The 19,172-nt window shown below is 63.5% G+C and carries 18 protein-coding genes and 2 pseudogenes; 7 read left to right on the top strand and 13 right to left on the bottom strand.

What is annotated here, in order from left to right:
- Window positions 1-423: alpha/beta fold hydrolase (locus ACFWAY_RS48935; RefSeq protein ID WP_378515846.1), on the top strand; the 423-nt coding region annotated here is incomplete at its 5' end.
- 272 nt (window positions 424-695) lie between these two features.
- A complete protein-coding gene (locus ACFWAY_RS48930; RefSeq protein WP_378515845.1) occupies window positions 696-1,304 on the top strand; it encodes a DUF1003 domain-containing protein in 609 nt (202 codons plus the stop codon).
- A gap of 250 nt (window positions 1,305-1,554) precedes the next feature.
- Here ACFWAY_RS48930 and ACFWAY_RS48925 read toward each other — a convergent pair whose 3' ends face one another.
- From ACFWAY_RS48925 to ACFWAY_RS48910, 4 genes are all read right to left on the bottom strand, one after another.
- A complete protein-coding gene (locus ACFWAY_RS48925; protein WP_378515844.1) occupies window positions 1,555-2,067 on the bottom strand; it encodes a transposase in 513 nt (170 codons plus the stop codon).
- 17 nt (window positions 2,068-2,084) lie between these two features.
- Window positions 2,085-2,294: a MerR family transcriptional regulator gene (locus tag ACFWAY_RS48920; RefSeq protein ID WP_378515843.1), complete on the bottom strand. Its 210-nt coding sequence runs from the start codon at window positions 2,292-2,294 to the stop codon at window positions 2,085-2,087.
- A gap of 628 nt (window positions 2,295-2,922) precedes the next feature.
- Window positions 2,923-4,596 carry a glycoside hydrolase family 13 protein gene (locus ACFWAY_RS48915; RefSeq protein WP_378515842.1) on the bottom strand — a complete coding sequence of 558 codons (1,674 nt, stop codon included), beginning with the start codon at window positions 4,594-4,596 and terminating at the stop codon, window positions 2,923-2,925.
- A 103-nt stretch (window positions 4,597-4,699) separates the two neighbouring features.
- Window positions 4,700-5,962: an MFS transporter gene (locus ACFWAY_RS48910; RefSeq protein WP_378515841.1), complete on the bottom strand. Its 1,263-nt coding sequence runs from the start codon at window positions 5,960-5,962 to the stop codon at window positions 4,700-4,702.
- 135 nt (window positions 5,963-6,097) lie between these two features.
- Between ACFWAY_RS48910 and ACFWAY_RS48905 the strand changes: the two genes are divergently transcribed.
- Window positions 6,098-7,105: a LacI family DNA-binding transcriptional regulator gene (locus ACFWAY_RS48905; protein WP_378515840.1), complete on the top strand. Its 1,008-nt coding sequence runs from the start codon at window positions 6,098-6,100 to the stop codon at window positions 7,103-7,105.
- A gap of 38 nt (window positions 7,106-7,143) precedes the next feature.
- Here the strand turns inward: ACFWAY_RS48905 and ACFWAY_RS48900 are convergent, their stop codons facing one another.
- Both ACFWAY_RS48900 and ACFWAY_RS48895 read right to left on the bottom strand, forming a co-directional pair.
- Window positions 7,144-7,398, bottom strand: a complete 255-nt coding sequence (locus ACFWAY_RS48900; RefSeq protein ID WP_378515848.1) for a hypothetical protein — start codon at window positions 7,396-7,398, stop codon at window positions 7,144-7,146.
- Window positions 7,341-7,632: pseudogene (locus ACFWAY_RS48895) on the bottom strand (IS481 family transposase); the annotation flags it as partial. The pseudogene ACFWAY_RS48895 and the gene ACFWAY_RS48900, both read right to left, overlap by 58 nt.
- A 494-nt stretch (window positions 7,633-8,126) precedes the next feature.
- Here ACFWAY_RS48895 and ACFWAY_RS48890 point away from each other — a divergent pair.
- On the top strand, window positions 8,127-8,504 hold the full coding sequence (locus tag ACFWAY_RS48890; protein ID WP_378515839.1) for a hypothetical protein: 378 nt from the start codon (window positions 8,127-8,129) through the stop codon (window positions 8,502-8,504).
- A gap of 180 nt (window positions 8,505-8,684) precedes the next feature.
- On the opposite strand, the gene ACFWAY_RS48885 is transcribed toward ACFWAY_RS48890, so the two are convergent.
- From ACFWAY_RS48885 to ACFWAY_RS48855, 7 genes and pseudogenes are all read right to left on the bottom strand, one after another.
- Complete coding sequence (locus ACFWAY_RS48885; RefSeq protein ID WP_378515838.1) at window positions 8,685-9,485, bottom strand: formate/nitrite transporter family protein; 801 nt, start codon at window positions 9,483-9,485, stop codon at window positions 8,685-8,687.
- 215 nt (window positions 9,486-9,700) lie between these two features.
- Entirely contained in the window at window positions 9,701-11,173 is a 1,473-nt protein-coding gene (locus tag ACFWAY_RS48880; protein WP_378515837.1) for an APC family permease, read from the bottom strand.
- A 160-nt stretch (window positions 11,174-11,333) separates the two neighbouring features.
- Window positions 11,334-12,209 (bottom strand): NAD(P)-binding domain-containing protein, encoded by an 876-nt coding sequence (locus ACFWAY_RS48875; protein WP_378515836.1) that lies wholly within the window; start codon window positions 12,207-12,209, stop codon window positions 11,334-11,336.
- 137 nt (window positions 12,210-12,346) lie between these two features.
- The gene (locus tag ACFWAY_RS48870) at window positions 12,347-13,168 is read right to left on the bottom strand and encodes a hypothetical protein (RefSeq protein ID WP_378467749.1); all 822 of its coding nucleotides are present in this window, start codon (window positions 13,166-13,168) and stop codon (window positions 12,347-12,349) included.
- Between the two features lie 11 nt (window positions 13,169-13,179).
- Complete coding sequence (locus ACFWAY_RS48865) at window positions 13,180-14,562, bottom strand: NAD(P)/FAD-dependent oxidoreductase (RefSeq protein ID WP_378515835.1); 1,383 nt, start codon at window positions 14,560-14,562, stop codon at window positions 13,180-13,182.
- Window positions 14,563-14,625: 63 nt separating this feature from the next.
- On the bottom strand, window positions 14,626-15,261 hold the full coding sequence (locus ACFWAY_RS48860; protein ID WP_378515847.1) for a flavin reductase family protein: 636 nt from the start codon (window positions 15,259-15,261) through the stop codon (window positions 14,626-14,628).
- 66 nt (window positions 15,262-15,327) lie between these two features.
- Window positions 15,328-15,537, bottom strand: a pseudogene (locus ACFWAY_RS48855) (oxidoreductase); the annotation flags it as partial.
- A gap of 400 nt (window positions 15,538-15,937) precedes the next feature.
- Between ACFWAY_RS48855 and ACFWAY_RS48850 the strand changes: the two are divergent.
- From ACFWAY_RS48850 to ACFWAY_RS48840, 3 genes are all read left to right on the top strand, one after another.
- Complete coding sequence (locus ACFWAY_RS48850) at window positions 15,938-16,831, top strand: phytanoyl-CoA dioxygenase family protein (protein WP_378515834.1); 894 nt, start codon at window positions 15,938-15,940, stop codon at window positions 16,829-16,831.
- A gap of 350 nt (window positions 16,832-17,181) precedes the next feature.
- Entirely contained in the window at window positions 17,182-17,784 is a 603-nt protein-coding gene (locus tag ACFWAY_RS48845) for a TetR/AcrR family transcriptional regulator (protein WP_378515833.1), read from the top strand.
- Between the two features lie 624 nt (window positions 17,785-18,408).
- Entirely contained in the window at window positions 18,409-19,110 is a 702-nt protein-coding gene (locus ACFWAY_RS48840) for a site-specific integrase (protein WP_378515832.1), read from the top strand.
- Window positions 19,111-19,172: the final 62 nt, after the last annotated feature.

Below are 19,172 nucleotides of genomic sequence, written 5' to 3'. Positions count from 1 at the left end.
CTCATGGTGCCCGCCCGGCCGTCGGTCCTGACGAAGATGCTCACCCCCCGCCGGTTCGTCGACCGCGACTACCTCGCCTCGATCGCCGCGACCATCTACGGCGGCAGCACCGATTACGGCAACGCCGACATCACCCAGATCGTCGGCCACCAACTCGTCGCCGGATCCCGCCGCGGCTATCTGTACCAACTGCTCGCCGGGGCGGTGTGGTCGAGCCTGGTCGCCCTCCCCGCGATCCATCAACCCACCCTCATCGTCGCCGGCACCGACGACCCGATCATTCCGATCATCAACGCCCACATCATGGCCCGGCTGTTGCCACACGCCACCCTCCACACACACGCCGGCGGCCACGTCGACCTGCTCACCAACGCCACCACACTCGGCCCCATCATCGAGGATTTCCTACGGAGGGCGCCGTAGGCGTCGTGTGAGGCCGGCCCTCGGAGGGGCCACCTGGGACTGACCGCCGACGGGAGGAAGCTGCCGTGACGACACCCATCCGCGGGTGCGTTTCACTGCGACTACGCGTGCACCCCGCCGGGCCGCGCAGGCCGAGACCAGCTTCCGCACAGCCGGTCAACTGCTCCACAAGGGAGGACACATCGACGAGGCCGAAGAGCTACTCGACACGCAGCGAACCAGGACGATCCGGCCACCCGCGCACTGGACCCGATGGGCAAGGGAAGAGCACGATGGGCAACACGGAGACAAAGAACAATGAACGCACCTGTCATCACCTTCGAAAGCCCGATCACCCCACCAACCAGCCGGTGTCAGAACCTGATCCGCCAAGTCCTGACAACCACCCGAAGGGAGCAGTTGGAATGACCAGCAAACACTCGGAAACTGACCGGCACGCACCACAATTGATACCGCGCCGGTTGCTTCGCGGGAACCACCTCCACCACCCGACGGTAACCGAGGAGGCGAAGAGGCGGAGCGAAGATTTGCAGCTGCGGCTGGCCGACAGAATCACTACGTTCGCCGGGTCAATGCAGTTCGTGTGGCTTCATGTGGCGCTGTTTACGGTGTGGATGCTCCTTCTGGAACGAAGTCCGTGGCCCACCTTGACCCTCGCCGTGTCCCTCGAAGCCATCTTCTTGTCCACCTTCGTGATGATCGGCCAAAACCGTCAATCGGCCTTCCAGCAAGCAAAGGCCGACCACGACTTCCACGCCCAGGAACTGGAGTTGCTCACCAACACCGAGCTCACTCGCCGGATTCACGTACTCACCGAGGAACTCCACAAGCGTTTCATCGGTGAACCAGCACCCGTAAGCGATCCGGGGGCGGCCACATGAGAGAGCGTCCGGATACTCATGGGGTTCGTGCAAGTCGCCTGGTCATGAGCCCGATCATGGCGATGTGCACCATGGCTTCGTGGTGGTCGGTCCGGTTCCGTAGTCGCGGACGGGAGCGGCGGTGCCTGTTTGATCCAGGCGAACGTCCGCTCCACCCACCAGACCCGGTGCCGCACGCGGAATCCGGTGCTGGCAGGTATGCGTTTGATGATCCGAATCCTTAGGGCCACAACCTGGTTCGACCAGCCGGTCAGCCGCCCTGGGTAGCCCCCGTCGGCCCAGACCAGCCGGATCGTGGAGAACGCGTCACACAGACGCGAGTAGCCAGGAACGCGGCGGCGCGGTCCCGGATCGACGCGGCGGCGACCAGCACGGCCAGCAGCAACCCGGTCGCATCCACCGCGGGGTGTCGCTTGCGCCCATTCGTCCGTTTCCCGCCGTCCCATCCGCGGCTGGATCGGGGCACCGTGTCGGCGGCGGGCACGGTCTGCGAGTCGATGACCGCCGCGGTCGAGCATCGGTCTCGTCCGGCCCGCACCCGCAGCCTGTGCCGCAGCGCGTCGTGGATGCGCCGCCACACCCCGGCTCGCACCCAGCGGGTGAACACGTCGTAGACGGTGGTCGGCGGCGGACAGTTGGCGCCCCCGATCGCGCCCCGAACCAGGTACGCGATGGCGTCCAGGATCATTCGGCGACAATGCTTTTCGGGCCGCACGCCGCGGTCCGCCGTATCACCGGGCGGCGGCAGCAACGGTTCCAGCATCGCCCACCGCGCGTCGGTCAGAGACGAGGACGGATACACCGTGCAGCGATGCCCGCGCGCCGCGCGGGGCGGACACGATGCAGGCGCAGCAACTGCTCACGTTCGTAGTAGCGGTAGCCATTGGAACCCACGCTGGCCGGCGGCAGCAGGCCGATCTCGTCGTAGTACCGCAACCTGCGTGCTGTCACCCCGGACACCCGGGCGACCTGTTGTATCGACCAACTCATCGGCGCTGAACCTCTCTGCCCGAGCATGCCCAGCCTCGACGCGAAAGAGCCAGTGGAACAACCCGACATGACAGGTCGGACGATCACCCACACCCGTAACCTACTCGCTGCCGCACAACGAAACTCAGCACGGACACATCAGTCGATCGGTGCATTCGGGCTTACCCGCCTCGTAGCGCGCGTGGGTGCAGAGATTACGGCGCGAGCAGCGAATTCGGTGCGCCGCACCCATGCGACTTCCGTGGCACTGAGACCCTCCAGCCGAGGCTGTTCCGCACAGGCGGTTGCTGTGAGTTTCCCGCTGGCAACCCGCCCGTTCAATCGCGTGGCTGAAAGACACGCGCTCGATCACCGTGGCCGCCTGGGCCGGCTCCGTCGGGCAGAGTTGGGTTATCTGTCGCAGTCCTCATGCTGCATTGAGCGTACCGACGCCAAATATCGCGAGGACCGATATTCGGAAGTCGAGTTCGGACTGGATCTTCGGAGAAGCCTGGCAGGCCGACCTCACCGTCGTCAAGCGCGACCTGACACTTGCCGAGTCGAACCCGCGATGGAAAGCGTGCGCGGCCTCGCGTGCGACCAACACGCCAGCGCTCAGAACGCCGCCCGACGCTGAGAAGAGTCCCCTCTATTCCGACAGCAGCCATACCGCCTCGTTGGCCGCCAGTAGCTCCGAAGGTGTATTCGGGTTCGAGGAGAGAACAACTTTCATGTCCGTAGGCGGCTCTATGCTCACTTCGCCGAAGTTGATCCAGCACTGGGCTCTTCCACGTGAGAACGCCAACGTGTCCGCCGGACTGTCGATCCAGATCACAGGCTCGTCGTTTGCGAAGATCTCGCTGCGTATCGCCAGTGCATGTCGGTACAGCGACAACATGGACGCCGGATCGGTGTCTTGAGACCGGGCGGTCGACGAGCCCCAATGTGCGGGTTGAGGGAGCCACGCGTCCGCGGCCGATGCCGGCAGCGAAAATCCGTACGGCACGTCATCGCCGGACCACGGAATGGGTATGCGGCACCCGTCACGGCCGACGTCGGTGAAGCCCGATTGGATCCAGGTCGGATCCCGGCGGGCCTCGTCCGGGATCGATTCGATCTCCTCGAGGCCGAGTTCCTCGCCCTGGTAGATGTACGCCGTACCCGGTAGTGCGAACTGGAGTAGGGCAGCTGCCCGTCCTCGTCGCCTGCCGAGGTCGATGTCAGGGACTTCCTTCGACCATCGCTGGCGTTCCCACTCGACCTCCACGAAGTGGTCGGGTTGTGATCGTGCATAGCGCGTAACAGTCCGGGGAACATCGTGATTCGACAGGACCCACGTCGCCGGAGCGCCGATCGATCGTGCTTGCTCGAGCGCGCTGTCGATGACTGTTCGCATGTTGTCTGCCCGCCACGGAGCCCTCAAGAAATCGAACTGGAACGCCGTGTGCAACTCGTCCGGGCGGAGGTAGAGGGCAAGTCTGTCGTTGTTCGGTACCCACGCCTCGGCCACGAAAACACGGTCGGAGCCATAGCAGTCGGCGACGGCTCGCCACCCGCGATAGATGTCGTGGACACCGTCACGATCCCACGCCGGATGTGGGTCGAGAAATTCCAGCCCAAGGGGGATCGGCCCGGCATCCGGCAGATCAGGATGCTTGACCAGTCCGTTGGCCATGTCGATTCGGAATCCGTCGACCCCACGGTCGAACCAGAAGCGCAGGATGTCTTCGTATTCTCGCCGAACGTCTGCCTGCTCCCAGTTCAGGTCGGGTTGTGCAGGAGCGAAGAGGTGCAGATACCAGGAACCGTCGTCGAGTCGTGTCCATGCCGGTCCTCCGAAGTAGCTGCTCCAGTCGTTGGGCGGCTCTTCGCCGTTCGCGCCACGCCCGGGGCGGAAGTGGAAACGATCGCGTGCCCCGATCTCGCCGGCCAGTGCTGCCTCGAACCAGGGATGTTGGGACGAGACGTGATTCGGCACGATGTCGATGAGGACCTTGATGTCGAGATCATGGGCTTCGGTGATGAATGCCTCTGCGTCGTCCAAAGATCCGTAGGTCGGCTCGATTCCACGGAAGTTCGACACGTCGTACCCGGCGTCGATCATCGGCGATGGGTACCACGGGTTGATCCACACTGCATCGATGCCCAACGACGCGAGGTACGGAAGCCGTGATCGCAACCCCACCAGATCGCCGATGCCGTCGCCATTTCCGTCGGCGAAGCTGCGGATGTACACCTGATAGACGATCGCCGACTTCCACCATGCCGTTGGGTCGTCGATGTCCCGGTTGTAGCGGTCCACGGTCGTACTCGGGTTCGTCATAGCGTCTTTCCTTTTCGTCATAGCGTCTTTCCTTGAAGATCTCTCGCGTCGGGCAGATTCGCTGCCGACCACGAGTGGTGTCGATGAGGGCGGTAGTCGCTGGTCAGCGGATGCCCCGGATGCGAGGAACGGTGAAGGTGCCGCAGAGACTGACGACGGCTGTGACCACGAAGAAGAGCACATAGTTGTCGGTGCCGCCGAGAATGAATACCGCGACCGTCGGTGCCAGGACCTGTGGTAGAACAACGGCGATGTTCATGACGCCGAGGTCCTTGGCGGCGTCCGCCTTGTTGGGCAGCACCTCGGTCATCACGGCCATATCGACGGCGAAGAAGATGCCGCCACCGATACCTACCAGCACCTGCGACAACATGATCGTCCATAAGTCTGGGGCAGCGGCGAGTACTACCAGGCCGACGAACTGCACCAGGCTGGAGGCGATGAGGAAGGGCTTTCGGGCTGCGATCCTGTCGGAGAGCCAACCGCCGACGAGGGCGGCGCCGGCCATCACCACGTAGCTGACCATGATGAGCAGCGTGACCTGGCTGACTGCGTCGTCCTCCGAAAGACCGAAATCAGCTGTCAGGTAGTAGAAGAGGTAGGCAGGAGGAGCCATCGCACCGAAACTGACCAGAAAGCGACAGATCCAGGCCCAGCCGAAGTCTCGGTGTTCGACCGGGTTCGTCCACAGACTGCCTATGAACTCTTTGATCGAGAACCGGTCGCGCTGTTCGCTGACTTGTCTGTCGGGTAGCGATATTGCAAAGAACGCCACCGCAGCAACGGCGAACAGCGCGGGGAGTAGGAATTTCAGCTGAGCACCCGGCATGAGCGTGGCAATCGGAATGCAGACGATAGCCGGTGCGGTCTGGGCGAATCCGATCGCTCCCGACACCTTCCCGAGCTGATTCGACGGCACCAAGTCTGCGACGGTGGCTTGCATGCTGGAAAGGCATGCGTTGTAAGCGCACTGAGTGATGACCCAACCGATGAGGATGATCGGGATCGTCTGCGCGAAGGCGATGAGTGTGAGACCGATGAGCCCTGCGACCACGCCCCCGACCATCCAGGGACGCCTGCGGCCGAAACGGGATCTCGTGCGGTCGGACAGCCGTCCGAACAGTGGGTTGGCGAACAGCGCGAACAACGCACCGGTGGCGAGCACGATGCTCAGGCTCCCGGCCTCGTTGTCAGGGTCGACCTGCGCGATGCGGAGCGCCAGCGTGACCAGAATGGGGGTGTACAAGGCACCGACGACACCGAACTGCGCGGTGGCGATCTTGGTGATGAATCCGCGGGGAGCCTTCGGTTGTGGAATATCGAAGGTCCGCCCCTCACCGCCTTCGGTAATTTCAGCATTCACCACGTTGTCCATCCTCGTCCTGTTGTTGGACTGTCTGTTCGTTAGGGTTTTCTCTCACTTACACGTGTCAGTAACACGTGTAAGTGAGAACATAGAGCATAGGATTCGTTGCTGACAACAGGAACACAAGGAATTAACATGACGTCCAACGGACGCAAGGCCAGAGTGACCAGCACTGATGTGGCACGGGAGGCCGGTGTCTCTCGATCCACCGTGAGCTACGTCCTCAACGACACTCCTCACCAGGTCATTCCGGACGCCACTCGACAACGCGTACTGGAGGCAGCAGCACTACTCGCGTACGCCCCCTCAGCGGCAGCCCGAGCATTGCGCAGCGGTCGATCGAACCTCGTCTTGTGCTTGCTGCCAGATCTGCCGGTCGGTGACACCCTCGGCCGTTACCTGAAAGATCTCTCCATCGCTTTTGCAGGGCACGACCTCACGTTCCTCGTGCACCCGCGTATGCACGGCACCCAGCCGATTGCTGACGTGTGGAAGGCAATCTCACCTGCGGCGGTGGTGTCGCTGGAGGAGATCACCGACGAGGACGCCGCCACGATGCGCGCGGCCGGTATCGAGGTGGCGGTGCTGTCCTGGTCCACTGCTCGGCTTCGATCCAGGGAATTGACGATGCCCGAAGCGCCGATCGGCCGGCTACAAGCGGAGTATCTGGCCAGCTCCCATCGTCGCATCGGATACGCACTCCCTGACGACGACCGACTTCGACTCGTTGCCGAGGCGCGTCTGGCAGGTGTTCGTGAAGTCTGCGCAGGCAGGGGCGTCCCAGAGCCGCTGGTGAGGACAGTTCCCATGGATGCCGACGCCGCGGCCGAGACGATCCGCAGTTGGCGTTCTGCGACTCCGCCGGTGACAGGTGTGTGCGCATACAACGACGACACCGCGCTCGCCATTCTCGCGGGACTGAGCGTGCTGGGCCTCCGTGCCCCGCAAGACCTCGCTGTCATCGGCGCAGACGACATTCCGGCGGCGGCTCTCACCGTTCCGCCGCTCACCACCGTCGCGACCGACCTTTCCTCGGAGGCGCGAAAAGTTGCCGACGCCGTGGCCCGAGCGTTGGCCGGTGAGTCTGTGCCCCGTGTTCTGGAACCGACGACTGCCGAAATCGTCGTGCGCGAATCCGCCTGATTGTCGGACGCTCTCGGGCCGGACTGCGTGCCCGTTCCTCAGGATCGGACGCCTGCACTGTCCTGGTGTCGGGCACCGGAATCGATGCTGTCGAGGCCGGTGATGCGTGCCGCGATGTTCTCGCCGACGTCACGTACTTCCGCGGCGAGCACGTCACGGCCCCTGGTGTCCGACTCGTGGACGAGGATGGCCGCTCCCAGTGTGGCGCCGCAGTATTCGACGATTCCACGTTCGATTCGGTGGCGTCGAGTTGCCAGCACGCGTTCGGGGACGGGTAGACGAACCGTCGCCATGCCGATCGGGGCTTCTTCTTCGGCTCGACACGAGCTAAGCCAGCCTCGCGGAAGATCCGTGCCAGCGACGCCGTCGAGGGCACCTTGACCTCGTCGGTGAGCTTCGACGGGCTCGTCGTTGGCCGCCGGGACCGGGGCTCGAGCACCGCGGCCGGCCCCTCTACCTGGGCACGTTTGCGCACTTCGTAGAACGAACTTGCGGGAGATGCCGTGCTCAGCACGGAACGTTGTCACCGCCCCGCGTGGCGCATCATCGGGCCACTGCGAGATCGCGAGCCGGACACGAGGATCGATGGGTTCAGGGGCAGCCATCGCCAAACCCTCAGGCCCGAAGTGTCACCACCAAGACCACCTGAAGTGTCACCGATGTCCTGATGCAGAACTGTCACCGATGTCTTGGGAGATGACATGGACACGAACCTGCGCAGCCGCGATACACGGCAGCACACACGAGAGCGCAGACCCCTACCATCGTCCCAGCTCAGCGAAGTCCCCGCGACCGTGCTTCGCACCCGCTCTCAGTGATCAGCGAGCTCGACGGCCTCAGCGGCCCCTCCTCCTGCCTAGCCGAAACAGACGCCGTGCGATATCCGCGGAACCGCCACCCAGGGGTACTTTCCCGCCCCCTGCCGGGTCACCGATCACCCCCTCGGGGTGTTATCGAACGGCGGCTTCCGGCGAAAACTAGTGGTCGTCCGAGAACACCCCCGAACTTCAGGAGCCACAGAATGTCCTCGATCACAACACGCACCGCAGCCGCAGCAGCCGTCGGCGTCGCCCTCGGCTTCGGTGCCGTGCTGGCCCAGGGTGCCACCGCCGCCGCAGCAGCACCCGCGGATGGCGCCGCCCCGCAGGTCCCGTACACCGTCCAGGTGCGCGACCGCATCGGGTGCGCCAACGCGTGGCCCATGGTCGCCTGCGATGCCCCCGACGAGGACGTACCCGAGCAGGTCGAACTCTACGAACCGGGCACCACACTCACCGAGCCGGGGGGCGTCGACCTCTTCGGGTCCTCCAGCGCCCCCTACCACGCCGCGAACTACCCCCTCGAACCCGACGACGGCGTGATCTCCCACCCCCTCGACCCCGACATGCCCTGGATGTGACCACCACACCGGTGACGCGACGCCGAGAGTTTCCGCCGCCGTCACAAGGTGCCCCTCGATCCCCTACCGGCCGGACACTGGTAGCCCGCCGGGCCGTCCGTCCACGGTGTCGGCGTTCTTCCCACACAGCGACCCGCATGGACACCGCACAACGGTGTCCATGCGGGTCGCTGGCGGTGTTCAGCGCGTTTCGAGTTCTGCTTCGCGGGCGAGGACGGGTGCGCCGGAGGTGTGCCGATGCGCGAAATACAGGGCCAGACCGGTGAACACAAGTCCGCCGACCATGTTGCCGAGCACGGTGGGAATCTCGTTCGAGATCAGGTAGTCCAGGACTGTGAAGTCGACACCAAGCAGCAGACCGGACGGAAACAGGAACATATTGACGACGGAATGTTCGAACGCCATCGCGAAGAACAGCATGACGGGCATCCACATCGCGATCACCTTGCCGGGGACGTCGGTTGCCATCATCGCCCCGACGATCCCGGTCGAGACCATCCAGTTGCACAGCACACCGCGGACGAAGAGGGTCAGCATGCCGGCGGCACCGTATTCGGCGTATCCGTGGGTGCGTGACTCGCCGATATGGCCGATGGCCTCACCGATCTGGTTGGGGTCGGCCGCGAATCCGTAGGTGAAGACGATCGCCATCATTACCGCGACGGTGATCGCGCCGAGGAAGTTGCCGAGAAACACCAGGCCCCAGTTCCGCAGCACCCCGAGCCCGGTGACTCCCGGGCGTTTGTCGAGCCAGGCCAGCGGGGCGAGGACGAAGACTCCGGCGAGTAGGTCGTAGCCGAGCAGGTACAGCATGGCGAACCCGACCGGGAAGAGCAGCGCCCCGATCAACGGCTGGCCGGTCTGCACGCCGACGATGACCGCGAATACCGCGCCGAGGGAGAGAATCGCACCACCCATGTAAGCGCGAATCACAGTGTCGCGTGCGGTCATCAGCACCTTGGACGCACCGGCGTCGATCATTGCCGTGACCAGGTCGGGCGGCAGATCGCTCCACCGGCACGCAATCGTTCGATCGTGTATGCGTCGCTGAAGGCGACGAGGTGCTCGAAGGCGGGAGAGCCATTGGCTACGGTGAGCCCGGTGACCTTGAACTGTCACGAAGTTCGGCAAATGCATAGGCGCCCCGAACTATTCGTCCGGGGCGCCGTCACCCATTTGCGCCTCTGGCAGGCCAACTACTGGCGACCGATGCTCTGATACGCTTCGGGCTTCTTGGCTCGGCAGTAGAGCGCGACGCCGACACCCGCCACCGCGATCAATGCGACAAGCGCGATAAGCAGGTTCCCCCGTGTCTCCGAGCCAACCAACAGACCCATGTTCTTGGTCGCGAGGTATACCGATACGAATAGTCCGACGACCGCCAGACCCGGCGCGACGACCCGCGTGCCGAAACCCATTCCATGGGCCCTGTGTCGGTTGAGATAGACGATGATCGCGACCGAGGTAACGAAAAGCAGGATGAGGATGGCGTACCCGGCCACTCCGATGAGTGTCGAGTACAGCGTCGCCGGATCGGCCGAGACCAAGGCCAGAATAGCGATCGCCGAGATCGTCGCCACGCTGACCACAATTGACGCCACATGCGGCGAGCCGTGACGTGCATGGACCTTGCCCAAGTGATGCGGAATGACGCTGTCAACCCCGAGGTTGTACAGGTACCGCGAGATGATGTTGTGGCAGGCCAGCGTCGATGCGAAAATGCTCGTGCACAGCAGGATCGTCACGGCATCGACGGCGACGGCGCCCATGTATGTCGAGACGTTCGCGGTGGTTGCGCCGAAGGGGTCGGCGCCTGCGGCCTCGACGACCTTGTCCACACCAAACCCGTTGGAAGCGCCGAACCCATTGATAAACATCCAGGTCGAGATCGCGAACATCGTGACGATCACGACGATTGTCAGGTAGGTGGCACGAGGGATGGTCCGATCAGGATCCTTGACCTCCTCGCGGAACACCGCGGTCGCCTCGAAGCCGCCGAAACACAGCATGACGAACAGCAACGCCAGGCCGATCGACGATGCGCCCCATTCGGACGGCGTGAACACGTAGTAATCGAAGTTACTCGGCCCGACGTTGGCACCCACGAACAAGTTGAGCAACAAGATGATGCCGAGCTCGCCGGCCAGAAGGACGCCAAGCACCTTGGACGAGAGTTCGATGCTGAAGTATCCCAGCACGGCGAGCAACCCCGCGTAGATCAGAGCCGCGACCCACCAGTCCATCTGCGGTCCATACAGCGTGTCGTGAACCAGGCTCGGCAGGCTCAGCCCGGCGTAGGCCAGGGACCCCAGGAGCGTCACATAGTACGAGAAGAGCGCGATGAACGACGCGGCTACGCCGGCCGGCCGGCCCAATCCTGCCGTCGCATAGGAGTAGAACGCGCCCGGGTTTTTCATGTGGCGGCCCATCGCGAGGAATCCAACCGCAAACAGCGTCAGCAGAATTCCGCCCATCACGAACAGTGCAGGACTGCCCAGGCCGCCAGAGAAGATAATGACGGGGACGAACCCCATGACGACGGACAGGGGGCCGTTGTAGGCCAGAACGGCGAAGAGCACGCCGCCCGTCCCCAGCGACCCTTTCAGGCTTCCGTCTTCGTCAGCCCCGTCAGTGGGGACCTCTGTCTTTTCGAACTCTGATGCGGTCATGCGGTCTCCTTGGTGTACAGGTTCGCGACGCATGGCGTCGAGTCGTTGATCTCTTGGTTAATGAGCAGATCGTGGAGTTTGTTTTGAGCGACTCCGGGCTCAGACGTTTAGTCCGTCCACCGCTCGACACGCACCCGGTCAAGCGGGGCGTCGCAAACGATCAATCGAAGGATCTGTCGAGCAGGGGTCCCATGGCGGCCACCGACTGCCCTCCGCGGCCGGCCGCCCTTGCGTGTTCGAGGTCAGCCAGGAACGGTGCTGCATGAAGCTGCCTGCTGGTAGAGATCTCCTTCATAGCTTCTGCGGCCATGGCGACGGTCTCCCAGTGCACGTCGATGTGGGCCTGGTCAGTCGAGCAGTCGCCCGATTCCATCGCGTCGACGACGTGACCGATTTGGAGCTTGACGATGTCGGTGATCTCCAGACCCGCCCGTCGGACGTCCTCGAGCCCGACGCCATTCCTCCTGGCGTACTCGGCCGCCTCGACGAATGAGCCCAGGGCGACGTGGTAGTAGCTGACTATCACGCCCATGAACAGGGCCGCGGGCGTCTTCACGTCCTCCCCCATCCAGACCGAGGTGCCGCCGAGCGCAGACAACAGCTCGCGAGTCTGCTCCCACACGTGCTCAGGGCCGGAGTAAAGGATGCCCGAGTCGGGGTCGCCGACATATTCGGGGTAGAGGGGGATGAACCCGTCGAGATAGCTCGCACCGTGCCCGATGATGACCTCGCCGAGCGCGACAGCGTCGTCCGGCGTGCTGCTGTTCAGGTTGACAACGGTCCGCCCGGCAAGTGCTGCGCGAAATACCGGGTCTGTCAACCACTCCCGGACGACCCCGTTGTCGGATACGCAGATTACCGAGACCGGACTCGCCAGCACGGCCGCAGCCGGCGATGCGACGATTTCGAGTGTGAGCCCCTCGAGCGCTCGAGCACTGCGGTTCCAGCCAGCCACGGCGTGGCCGGCTCGTCCGAAGGCGCGAGCGAGAGCGCTTCCCATATTTCCAAGCCCGAGTACGGTGACATCGGTAGTCACGGCTTCGCCTTTCACTTGGTGCGGCAATCTCCATCACGATGGATGACCATCGCCTTGTGCACTTTGGGGTCTTCCCGGAGCGCGTACGGACCCAAGTCGATGCGCGCTCCGGCCGCCCCCGACGTGTGCAGATCCGTTCAGTAGACCGTGGCCAACCTGCGTAGCGCGTCATCAGTGGAGACGCGGCGATACGTCTGCTCGGTGAATGCACTCTTCCCGTCGATCACCTGGTGCTCGGCGGCGACGCGCGCGCGGATCTCGTCGGGCACCTCGAACTGCCTCGTACGCGCCGTGTCGGCCCACCTGCTCGCGTCCTCCGGCACACTGTGTCCGAGCTTCGCGAGATACTCCGGCTGCCGGTAATACGCCTCAGTCCCTGGGATGGTGTCCGGCATCGTGAGGATCCACGCAGCATTCGACTCCAGCTGCGCGTCGTGGCCGCGCAAGACCACGTCCGGATTGGCGACCTTGCCGGACGGGCTGTACTCGAAGCACGAGATCAGCCGGTCCCGGGCGCTGGCCCGATCCGTCCAGGTCGTCGGTGCTACAGCCTCGAGAATCGCATCGTCACCCAATGCGCCCTCGGGCACGACCAGCCGGGTGATCGCCCGGTCATTGATCGCCGCCAGGAGCGCGTACGGGTCGTTCGGCGGGAGGAACACTTCCTTGCGGATGGGGAAGACATCCATCGCGCTGTGGTCGCCGAACTTGCCGCCAGCGTGAAACAGGAATGTCTCGGCATATGCGGGCGCCGTGGTACGACGCTCCGGTTTGGCCTCGAAGAAGCTGACGATGCCTGCTTGGATGATCAGGCTGGCCCCTAACCCTGCGTATTCCTCCGCGAGCACGACGGCGAGCCGGTCGTGCACACCCCAGTCCGGGAAGAGGTCGAGCAGGCCTGCTGGTTTACCGTCGAGCTCGACGTCGAATCCGTTCGGGTCGATCTGTGCTGTGTGCATCGTGCTCGCCTCTAGACCGTGGCCGCGGCCGCGGCGACGGTGACGCCGGGCATCGTCGTGATGTCAGGAGCGTGCGGTGTGCGTCTCGAGCTGATCCATGCTTCGGCCTTGGCCGTGATCGAGTCGCTCTCGAGCGCCTCCATCTCCATCATGTACTGGGCCCGACCGAGGGCGACCAGCACCTCTGGGTCCTCGGTCGCGAGGCCCTCGAGCGCCATCGCGTACTGGAGCTCCTCGTCTGATGGACGCTCCCACCCAATGAGCTCGGCACCCTCGTAGAGGCAGTCAGCGCCGGCAGCCATCTCGAACGCGAGGTTCGTCCAGTCGCGCAGACGTTCGTGGAACTCGGCCGGGAATTCTGGTGCGCGGCCGTCGATCTCAGCGAGCGCGCTGCGCAGCGTTAGCGCGGCGTTCGCCGCCGACGTCATGCCCTGCCCGTAGATCGGGTTGAACGATCCCAACGCGTCGCCGACGGCGACGAAGCCACCCGGGCGGCTCTCCAAGTCCTCCCAGACTCGTTTGCGGTTGCCCGGCATCCGGTAGGTGTTGATCTCACCGACCGGCTCGCACTGGCGAGCGATTTCCCCGATCAGCGGGGACGGGGCGCCGTCGATGTATTCGAGGAGCGCGTCACGGTCACCGGGCGGGTAGTCACCCACCATCCCTACCGCGGTCAGCATGAATGTGCCGTTGTCGGCCGCCAACAACACCGCGCCACGGTGGTGACCGGGGTAGGGGATTACGTTCAGGCCCATCACCCCCTCGGGCAGGAGGCCCTCCGGGACACTCACGACCTGGCTCGCGTAGCCCATGTTGACGCGTACCTCGCGGTCGACCGGGGGTGCATAGCCGAGCTTCTCGAACCACTTGGGAGCTTGCGACGCGCGGCCGCTCGCATCCACAACCAAGTCGGCGTGCTCCGTCTCGCCCGAGGCGAGCTCGACACCCCTTACCACTGTCGCGTCATCGTTCGAGGCCAGGCCCTTGACCGTGCCAACCCGGACCTCGGTGTTCGGCAGCGACAGCAGGTGACGGCGGATCACCCACTCGAACAGAGGACGCCGGAAACCGATTGTCTTGACTGGACTCTCAGTGCGGACGCGCCACCCCTCACTCGTCAAATAGGGAACGGCCTCCAACTCGTCCCACTCCGGGCACCCCTCCGCCTTGAGCTTGGAGCCGAAGTCGGGGATCAGCTGCTCGATCATCGCCAGACCGGCCGGGAGACAGACGTGAATCTGTTTGCCCTGGGGGGCACCGTTGTGCCCGATAGGAGCATCGGGCAGCTCATCGCGCTCGACGATCACCACCTTCTTGCACGACTCGGCCAGGGCAATGGCTGCGAGAAGGCCAGCAACACTGCCGCCGATGACAACTGCGCGTTCGATACTCATTCCTTATTGCCTTTCTTGGGGACACACGGAAGGTGGGTGCAACACGTCTTGCGTGAGATCTGTTCAGGCATCGAGCACAAGACGAGGGCTGAGGGCGCGCGAGCAACAAACGATGATCGAGTCGCCCGCGTCCTGCTCGGCTTCAGACAGGACGGAGTCGCGATGATCCGGCATGCCCTCTAGGACGGGGACCAGGCAGGTGGCACATGTGCCTTCCCTGCAGGACATTTCGAGGTTCACACCGCGTTCCTCCGCGGCATCCAAGATTGTCTCGTCCGCTCGAACGGTGAAGGTCAGCCCGGAACGACGGAACTCGACCTCGAACTCCTCGCGTGGGCCGTCATCCACACCGTCCTTCGGCGCGAAGCGCTCGATGTGCAGTGCGCCCGCCGGCCATGAGGCACATCGGTTTTCGACCGCCTCGATGAGCGGTCCCGGACCGCAGCAGTAGATGGCGACCCTGACTTGCGGAACAGCGAGCCAGCGGTCCAGGTCGATCAGGCCGTACTCGTCCGCCGGCCAGAACGTGACACGATTGTCGTAAGCGGCGAGCCGTTCGACGAAGGCCATCGAGCCGAGGGTGCGACCTCCGTACACCAACTCCCATGGCGTCCCGCGGCTCTCGATCTCCTCGATCATCGGGAGCAGGGGTGTGATCCCGATACCGCCAGCGATCAGAAGATAGCGCTCGGCATCCACGAGGGGAAAATGATTGCGCGGACCGCGAACCGTCAGCGTGTCGCCTACGTGGACGGCGGTGTGCAGAAACTCGGATCCGCCTCGGCCCTGGCGTTCGCGCAGGACTGCGACCTGCCACGATCCGGATTCCGAGGTCGCTCCGCACAGTGAGTACTGACGCTCCAACCCCGGCTCGAGAACGAGGTCGAGATGGGCGCCCGGTTCGAAAGCAGGCATGTCTTCGCCGTGCTCGCGAGCCAGCGTCACGAGCAGGACGTCCTCAGATGCCTGGTCCATAGCGGTGACCACGGCGTCGAACGCCTCGACCCCGGGGCGCGTGACCGGCCGTGTTGCTGACTGCACAGGGGGTCGTGTTCGCCTCACGAACATCTGGCCAACCTTCTTTCCAATTGCATCGGGATCCGACTCTTGCACTGGTTCGATAAGTTCCACATGCAGTCGGTCGATCGACTGTGAAGTGACGCAGACCACTATGACTACGTCTTTCTGACGAAGTCAAGCGGATTTACAAAATCGCAACAGCAAGCGTTGACTCGAAACAATCAACGCTCCCAAGATTTCTCGCTTGAACCCATCCCATGCTTGACGCTCTCGACTAGCCGATCTACAGTCTTGGCAGTCAAATGACCCAGTCATTCGACCGTGACGTAACCCGGCGAAGAAATGGATGATCAACATGAGCGGCGGACTCACGACACTCCCGTGCACCACCACCATCGACGAGGCTGTCGAGGTCATCTTCCGCGATGGCGGGGTGATCATCGAAGACCTCTACAGCAAAGAAACAATCAGCGGACTGCGCGAGGATCTCGAACCAGTCCTGCAGAATGTCCGTGCGGGCGATGACGAAGTCTTCGCCGGGACTCAGACCCGTCGTGCCGGCTCGCTCTTCGCGCGGTCTCCTCACATGGTTGACGTGGCGCTCAGCCCGCTGTACCTCGGGATTTCAAGGGCGATCTTGCAGAAGCCCATCGGTGTCTACTTCGGTGAGGACAACACGCCGATCACCCCTGACATCCAGATCGGGATGACGCAGGCGATCCAGATCGCACCGGGGCAGGGTGCACAGCCGATCCACCGGGACGACACGGTTTTCCTCTGGCGTCATCCCTCGTTCGGTCGCGAGGCACGCGTACAGATCATGGTCGCCGTCAGTGACTTCACAAAGGAGAACGGGGGAACACTCGTGATTCCCGGCAGCCATCTCTGGGACGACAATCGCAAACCCACCATCACCGAGGCGGTGTCGACCGAGATGAAGGCCGGTTCCGGGTGCATCTTCATCGGCTCGACGTATCACGGTGGTGGCAACAACTCCTCAGACGATTTGCGCACCGGCGTAACAATGTCTTTCGACCTGTCCACGCTTCGCCAGGAGGAGAACCAGTACCTTTCGATTCCCCTGGGGACCGTAAAAGGCTTCCCCGCCGAGTTGCAACGACTGCTCGGCTGGTCAGCGGGCGAGAACTTTATGGGGTGGATCGAGATGGAGGGCCAGATGGTCGACCCGCACGGCCTGCTCGAGCGTGACGATTACCCTTCAGCTCTCGGCGGACTGCCGACAACCTGACCGAAGGCGAACACAAGAGAGCCTCACACTTACGCTGAGGTCAACGCGAGGCAGTCACCTGACAGCTTGCCGTGTGGCGACACTACAATCTCACCGTATCCGAGTCGAGGACGACCGCGACATCTCACGCCGCCGCGGTTGGGACCTTCTGCCGCCGCAGTCCGGCATTCGAAACACCTGCACCATCAGTTCGGGCGTTGCGATGACTTGGACCGCCACCGGAAAGCTCGTGAGAGAGAAACGTCCGACACGTGTGCTTGATTCACTTACAGGGCGACTCACCAGTCGGTCGATCTTCGGCTGTATTGTTGAGTAAGTGTTGACTAAGACGGTTGATCAGGAGAGGTGAGATGGCGCGAATCCCCGCTGAGCAGCGTCGGCAGGACTTTATTGAGGCCACAGTCGATGTCATCGGAACTCACGGAGTCAGTGGCGCCACTACCCGTCGTATCGCTACCGCGGCTGATGCTCCTCTGGCGACGTTGCATTACTGCTTCCGTACGAAGGAGGAGCTGTTCATCGCAGTCTTCCAGAAGCAGAATGAAGGTATGGCCGAGCGGTTGGAGGTCGAGGAGGGTGCCGGGCTCGGGAAGGCCGCGGTTGACATCCTGATTACCGCGGCAGACTGGTATATGGAGAATCCCCGTTACGCCCGTGCGCAGTTCGATTTGTTTCTCTGGGCTACGCGACAAGTACACGAACACGCGCGGCTTGCGGCCGAAATCATCGAGCTGTTCCTGAAGCAGTTCGTCGAGGCGTTCGAGCGAGCGGCCGATGAGGGAGACGACCTTGCTCTGGTGCTGCCACTTGCGAACTTCTTGATCTCGACGCTTGACGGGCTCGTCCTTGGCTGGTGTGCATTCCAGGACCTTGTACGATTTAAGACCGAACTCAGGTTCGCCAGCGAAGCCATCGAACTCCTGGTCGCAAGCCATCGCTCTTCCGGTGACTGAGGACGCTTTGCCGTACGAATGCGTTGGTATTTCTCAGATGCACATGTGGCGGCCCGAATGGTGAGCGAGGGCCGCCGCCAACGAGTTTCGCCGCATTGTGAATAGCAAAAGAGTCACTGGTTCATCGGCCACTGTCGAGATGATAAGCACGGTTGATAACCCCGTTTGGGCGGCTCTGCCTGCTACCGGACTGGCCGATCGGCACCACCGTCATCAATCTTCTACAGGAGATGACTGCCGCGTTCGCCGACTACGGCCTCAACTTTGTGATGCACTCGTGGTCCTCCAGCACCCGTCCGATCGCGTCGGTTCCCCGAACGCATCCTCGAGCCGGGATGCCGCTAGCGCCAACAATTCCGGGACGGCTCGAAGATACCAATACGGCGATTTCGGATCGACGTGTCCAAGCCAAGTCGAGAGCACCGCAAGCCGGGATTGGACGTCGTCGCCGTCGCGGTAGAGGTCCGACAATGTGGCGATCGCGAAGGAATGTCGCAGGTCGTGATTGTGCCGACGTCCTATCTGGGGTTAGGTGACCACCGTCCGCAATGAATGGTGAGAGTTCTGTGCGACGGTCGGCGTGTCTGTCGCGGACGTTCTATCTGGGGTGGATACGCTACGGATGTGACGACGATCACAGGAACGGTCGGGGCGGGTTGTCGGGTGCAGCGGCTGATCCTGCCCGAGGGCGGGGGCCGCACCTGGACGGTGCTCGGCTCGGATCATCGCCCGGTGGTCCCGGCGGAGGAGTACCTGGAATATCTTCGGGCCCAGCAGGTGTCGCCGAACACGGTGAAGTCCTACGCGCGGGCGTTGGCGTTGTGGTGGCAGTTCCTGGAGCTGTTCGGGCTGGTCTGGGATGCGGTGACGTTGGAGAACTTCGGTGCGTTCCTGACGTGGTTGCGCACCGGGGACGAGCCGGGGGTGGTGTCGATCGAGCGCCGTGGTGCCCGATTCGCCGAGTCGACGATCTCCGCACGGCTGGGTGCGGTGCTGTCCTGCTACGACTATCACGTGCTCAACGGCGTGGACGTCGGCCGGGACCTGCATCGGATCACCCATCGGGGAGGCGGCCGGTACAAGCCGCTGCTCGAGCACGTCGCGCGGCGCAAGGGGCGTCGCCAGGCGGTGATCCGGGTGCGCCGGCCGGGCCGGGCGGCGCCACCGATCTTGACGCCCGAGCAGATCGAGCGGATCTGTGAGGCATGCGCGAGTTGGGATCCCGACACGCGGGAGTGGCGTGGGTCGGTGCGCAACCGACTGCTCTGGATGTTGTTGGCGGAGACGGGCATGTTCTCCGGGGGTCAGCCCCGTGTGGCAGCGTGATTCTCTGAGTTTGTGCAGCTCAGAGGCTGATGGGGAGATGTTATCCGCTGCAACAGGTGTGG

This window comes from Rhodococcus sp. NPDC059968, from assembly GCF_042738615.1.
In the GTDB taxonomy this organism is placed as follows: Bacteria; Actinomycetota; Actinomycetes; order Mycobacteriales; family Mycobacteriaceae; genus Rhodococcus_F.
The sequence above is the reverse complement of the archived record's forward strand: the minus strand, read 5'-3'. Positions and strand labels throughout refer to the sequence as shown.

What these genes read in the sequence shown, in the direction of transcription:
- ACFWAY_RS48930 (WP_378515845.1), top strand. Translation starts at nt 696, where the DNA reads ATGGGCAACACGGAGACAAAGAACAATGAACGCACCTGTCATCACCTT.
- ACFWAY_RS48925 (WP_378515844.1), bottom strand. Translation starts at nt 2,067, where the DNA reads ATGCTGGAACCGTTGCTGCCGCCGCCCGGTGATACGGCGGACCGCGGC.
- ACFWAY_RS48920 (WP_378515843.1), bottom strand. Translation starts at nt 2,294, where the DNA reads ATGAGTTGGTCGATACAACAGGTCGCCCGGGTGTCCGGGGTGACAGCA.
- ACFWAY_RS48915 (WP_378515842.1), bottom strand. Translation starts at nt 4,596, where the DNA reads ATGACGAACCCGAGTACGACCGTGGACCGCTACAACCGGGACATCGAC.
- ACFWAY_RS48905 (WP_378515840.1), top strand. Translation starts at nt 6,098, where the DNA reads ATGACGTCCAACGGACGCAAGGCCAGAGTGACCAGCACTGATGTGGCA.
- ACFWAY_RS48900 (WP_378515848.1), bottom strand. Translation starts at nt 7,398, where the DNA reads ATGGCGACGGTTCGTCTACCCGTCCCCGAACGCGTGCTGGCAACTCGA.
- ACFWAY_RS48890 (WP_378515839.1), top strand. Translation starts at nt 8,127, where the DNA reads ATGTCCTCGATCACAACACGCACCGCAGCCGCAGCAGCCGTCGGCGTC.
- ACFWAY_RS48885 (WP_378515838.1), bottom strand. Translation starts at nt 9,485, where the DNA reads ATGATCGACGCCGGTGCGTCCAAGGTGCTGATGACCGCACGCGACACT.
- ACFWAY_RS48880 (WP_378515837.1), bottom strand. Translation starts at nt 11,173, where the DNA reads ATGACCGCATCAGAGTTCGAAAAGACAGAGGTCCCCACTGACGGGGCT.
- ACFWAY_RS48870 (WP_378467749.1), bottom strand. Translation starts at nt 13,168, where the DNA reads ATGCACACAGCACAGATCGACCCGAACGGATTCGACGTCGAGCTCGAC.
- ACFWAY_RS48865 (WP_378515835.1), bottom strand. Translation starts at nt 14,562, where the DNA reads ATGAGTATCGAACGCGCAGTTGTCATCGGCGGCAGTGTTGCTGGCCTT.
- ACFWAY_RS48850 (WP_378515834.1), top strand. Translation starts at nt 15,938, where the DNA reads ATGAGCGGCGGACTCACGACACTCCCGTGCACCACCACCATCGACGAG.
- ACFWAY_RS48845 (WP_378515833.1), top strand. Translation starts at nt 17,182, where the DNA reads ATGGCGCGAATCCCCGCTGAGCAGCGTCGGCAGGACTTTATTGAGGCC.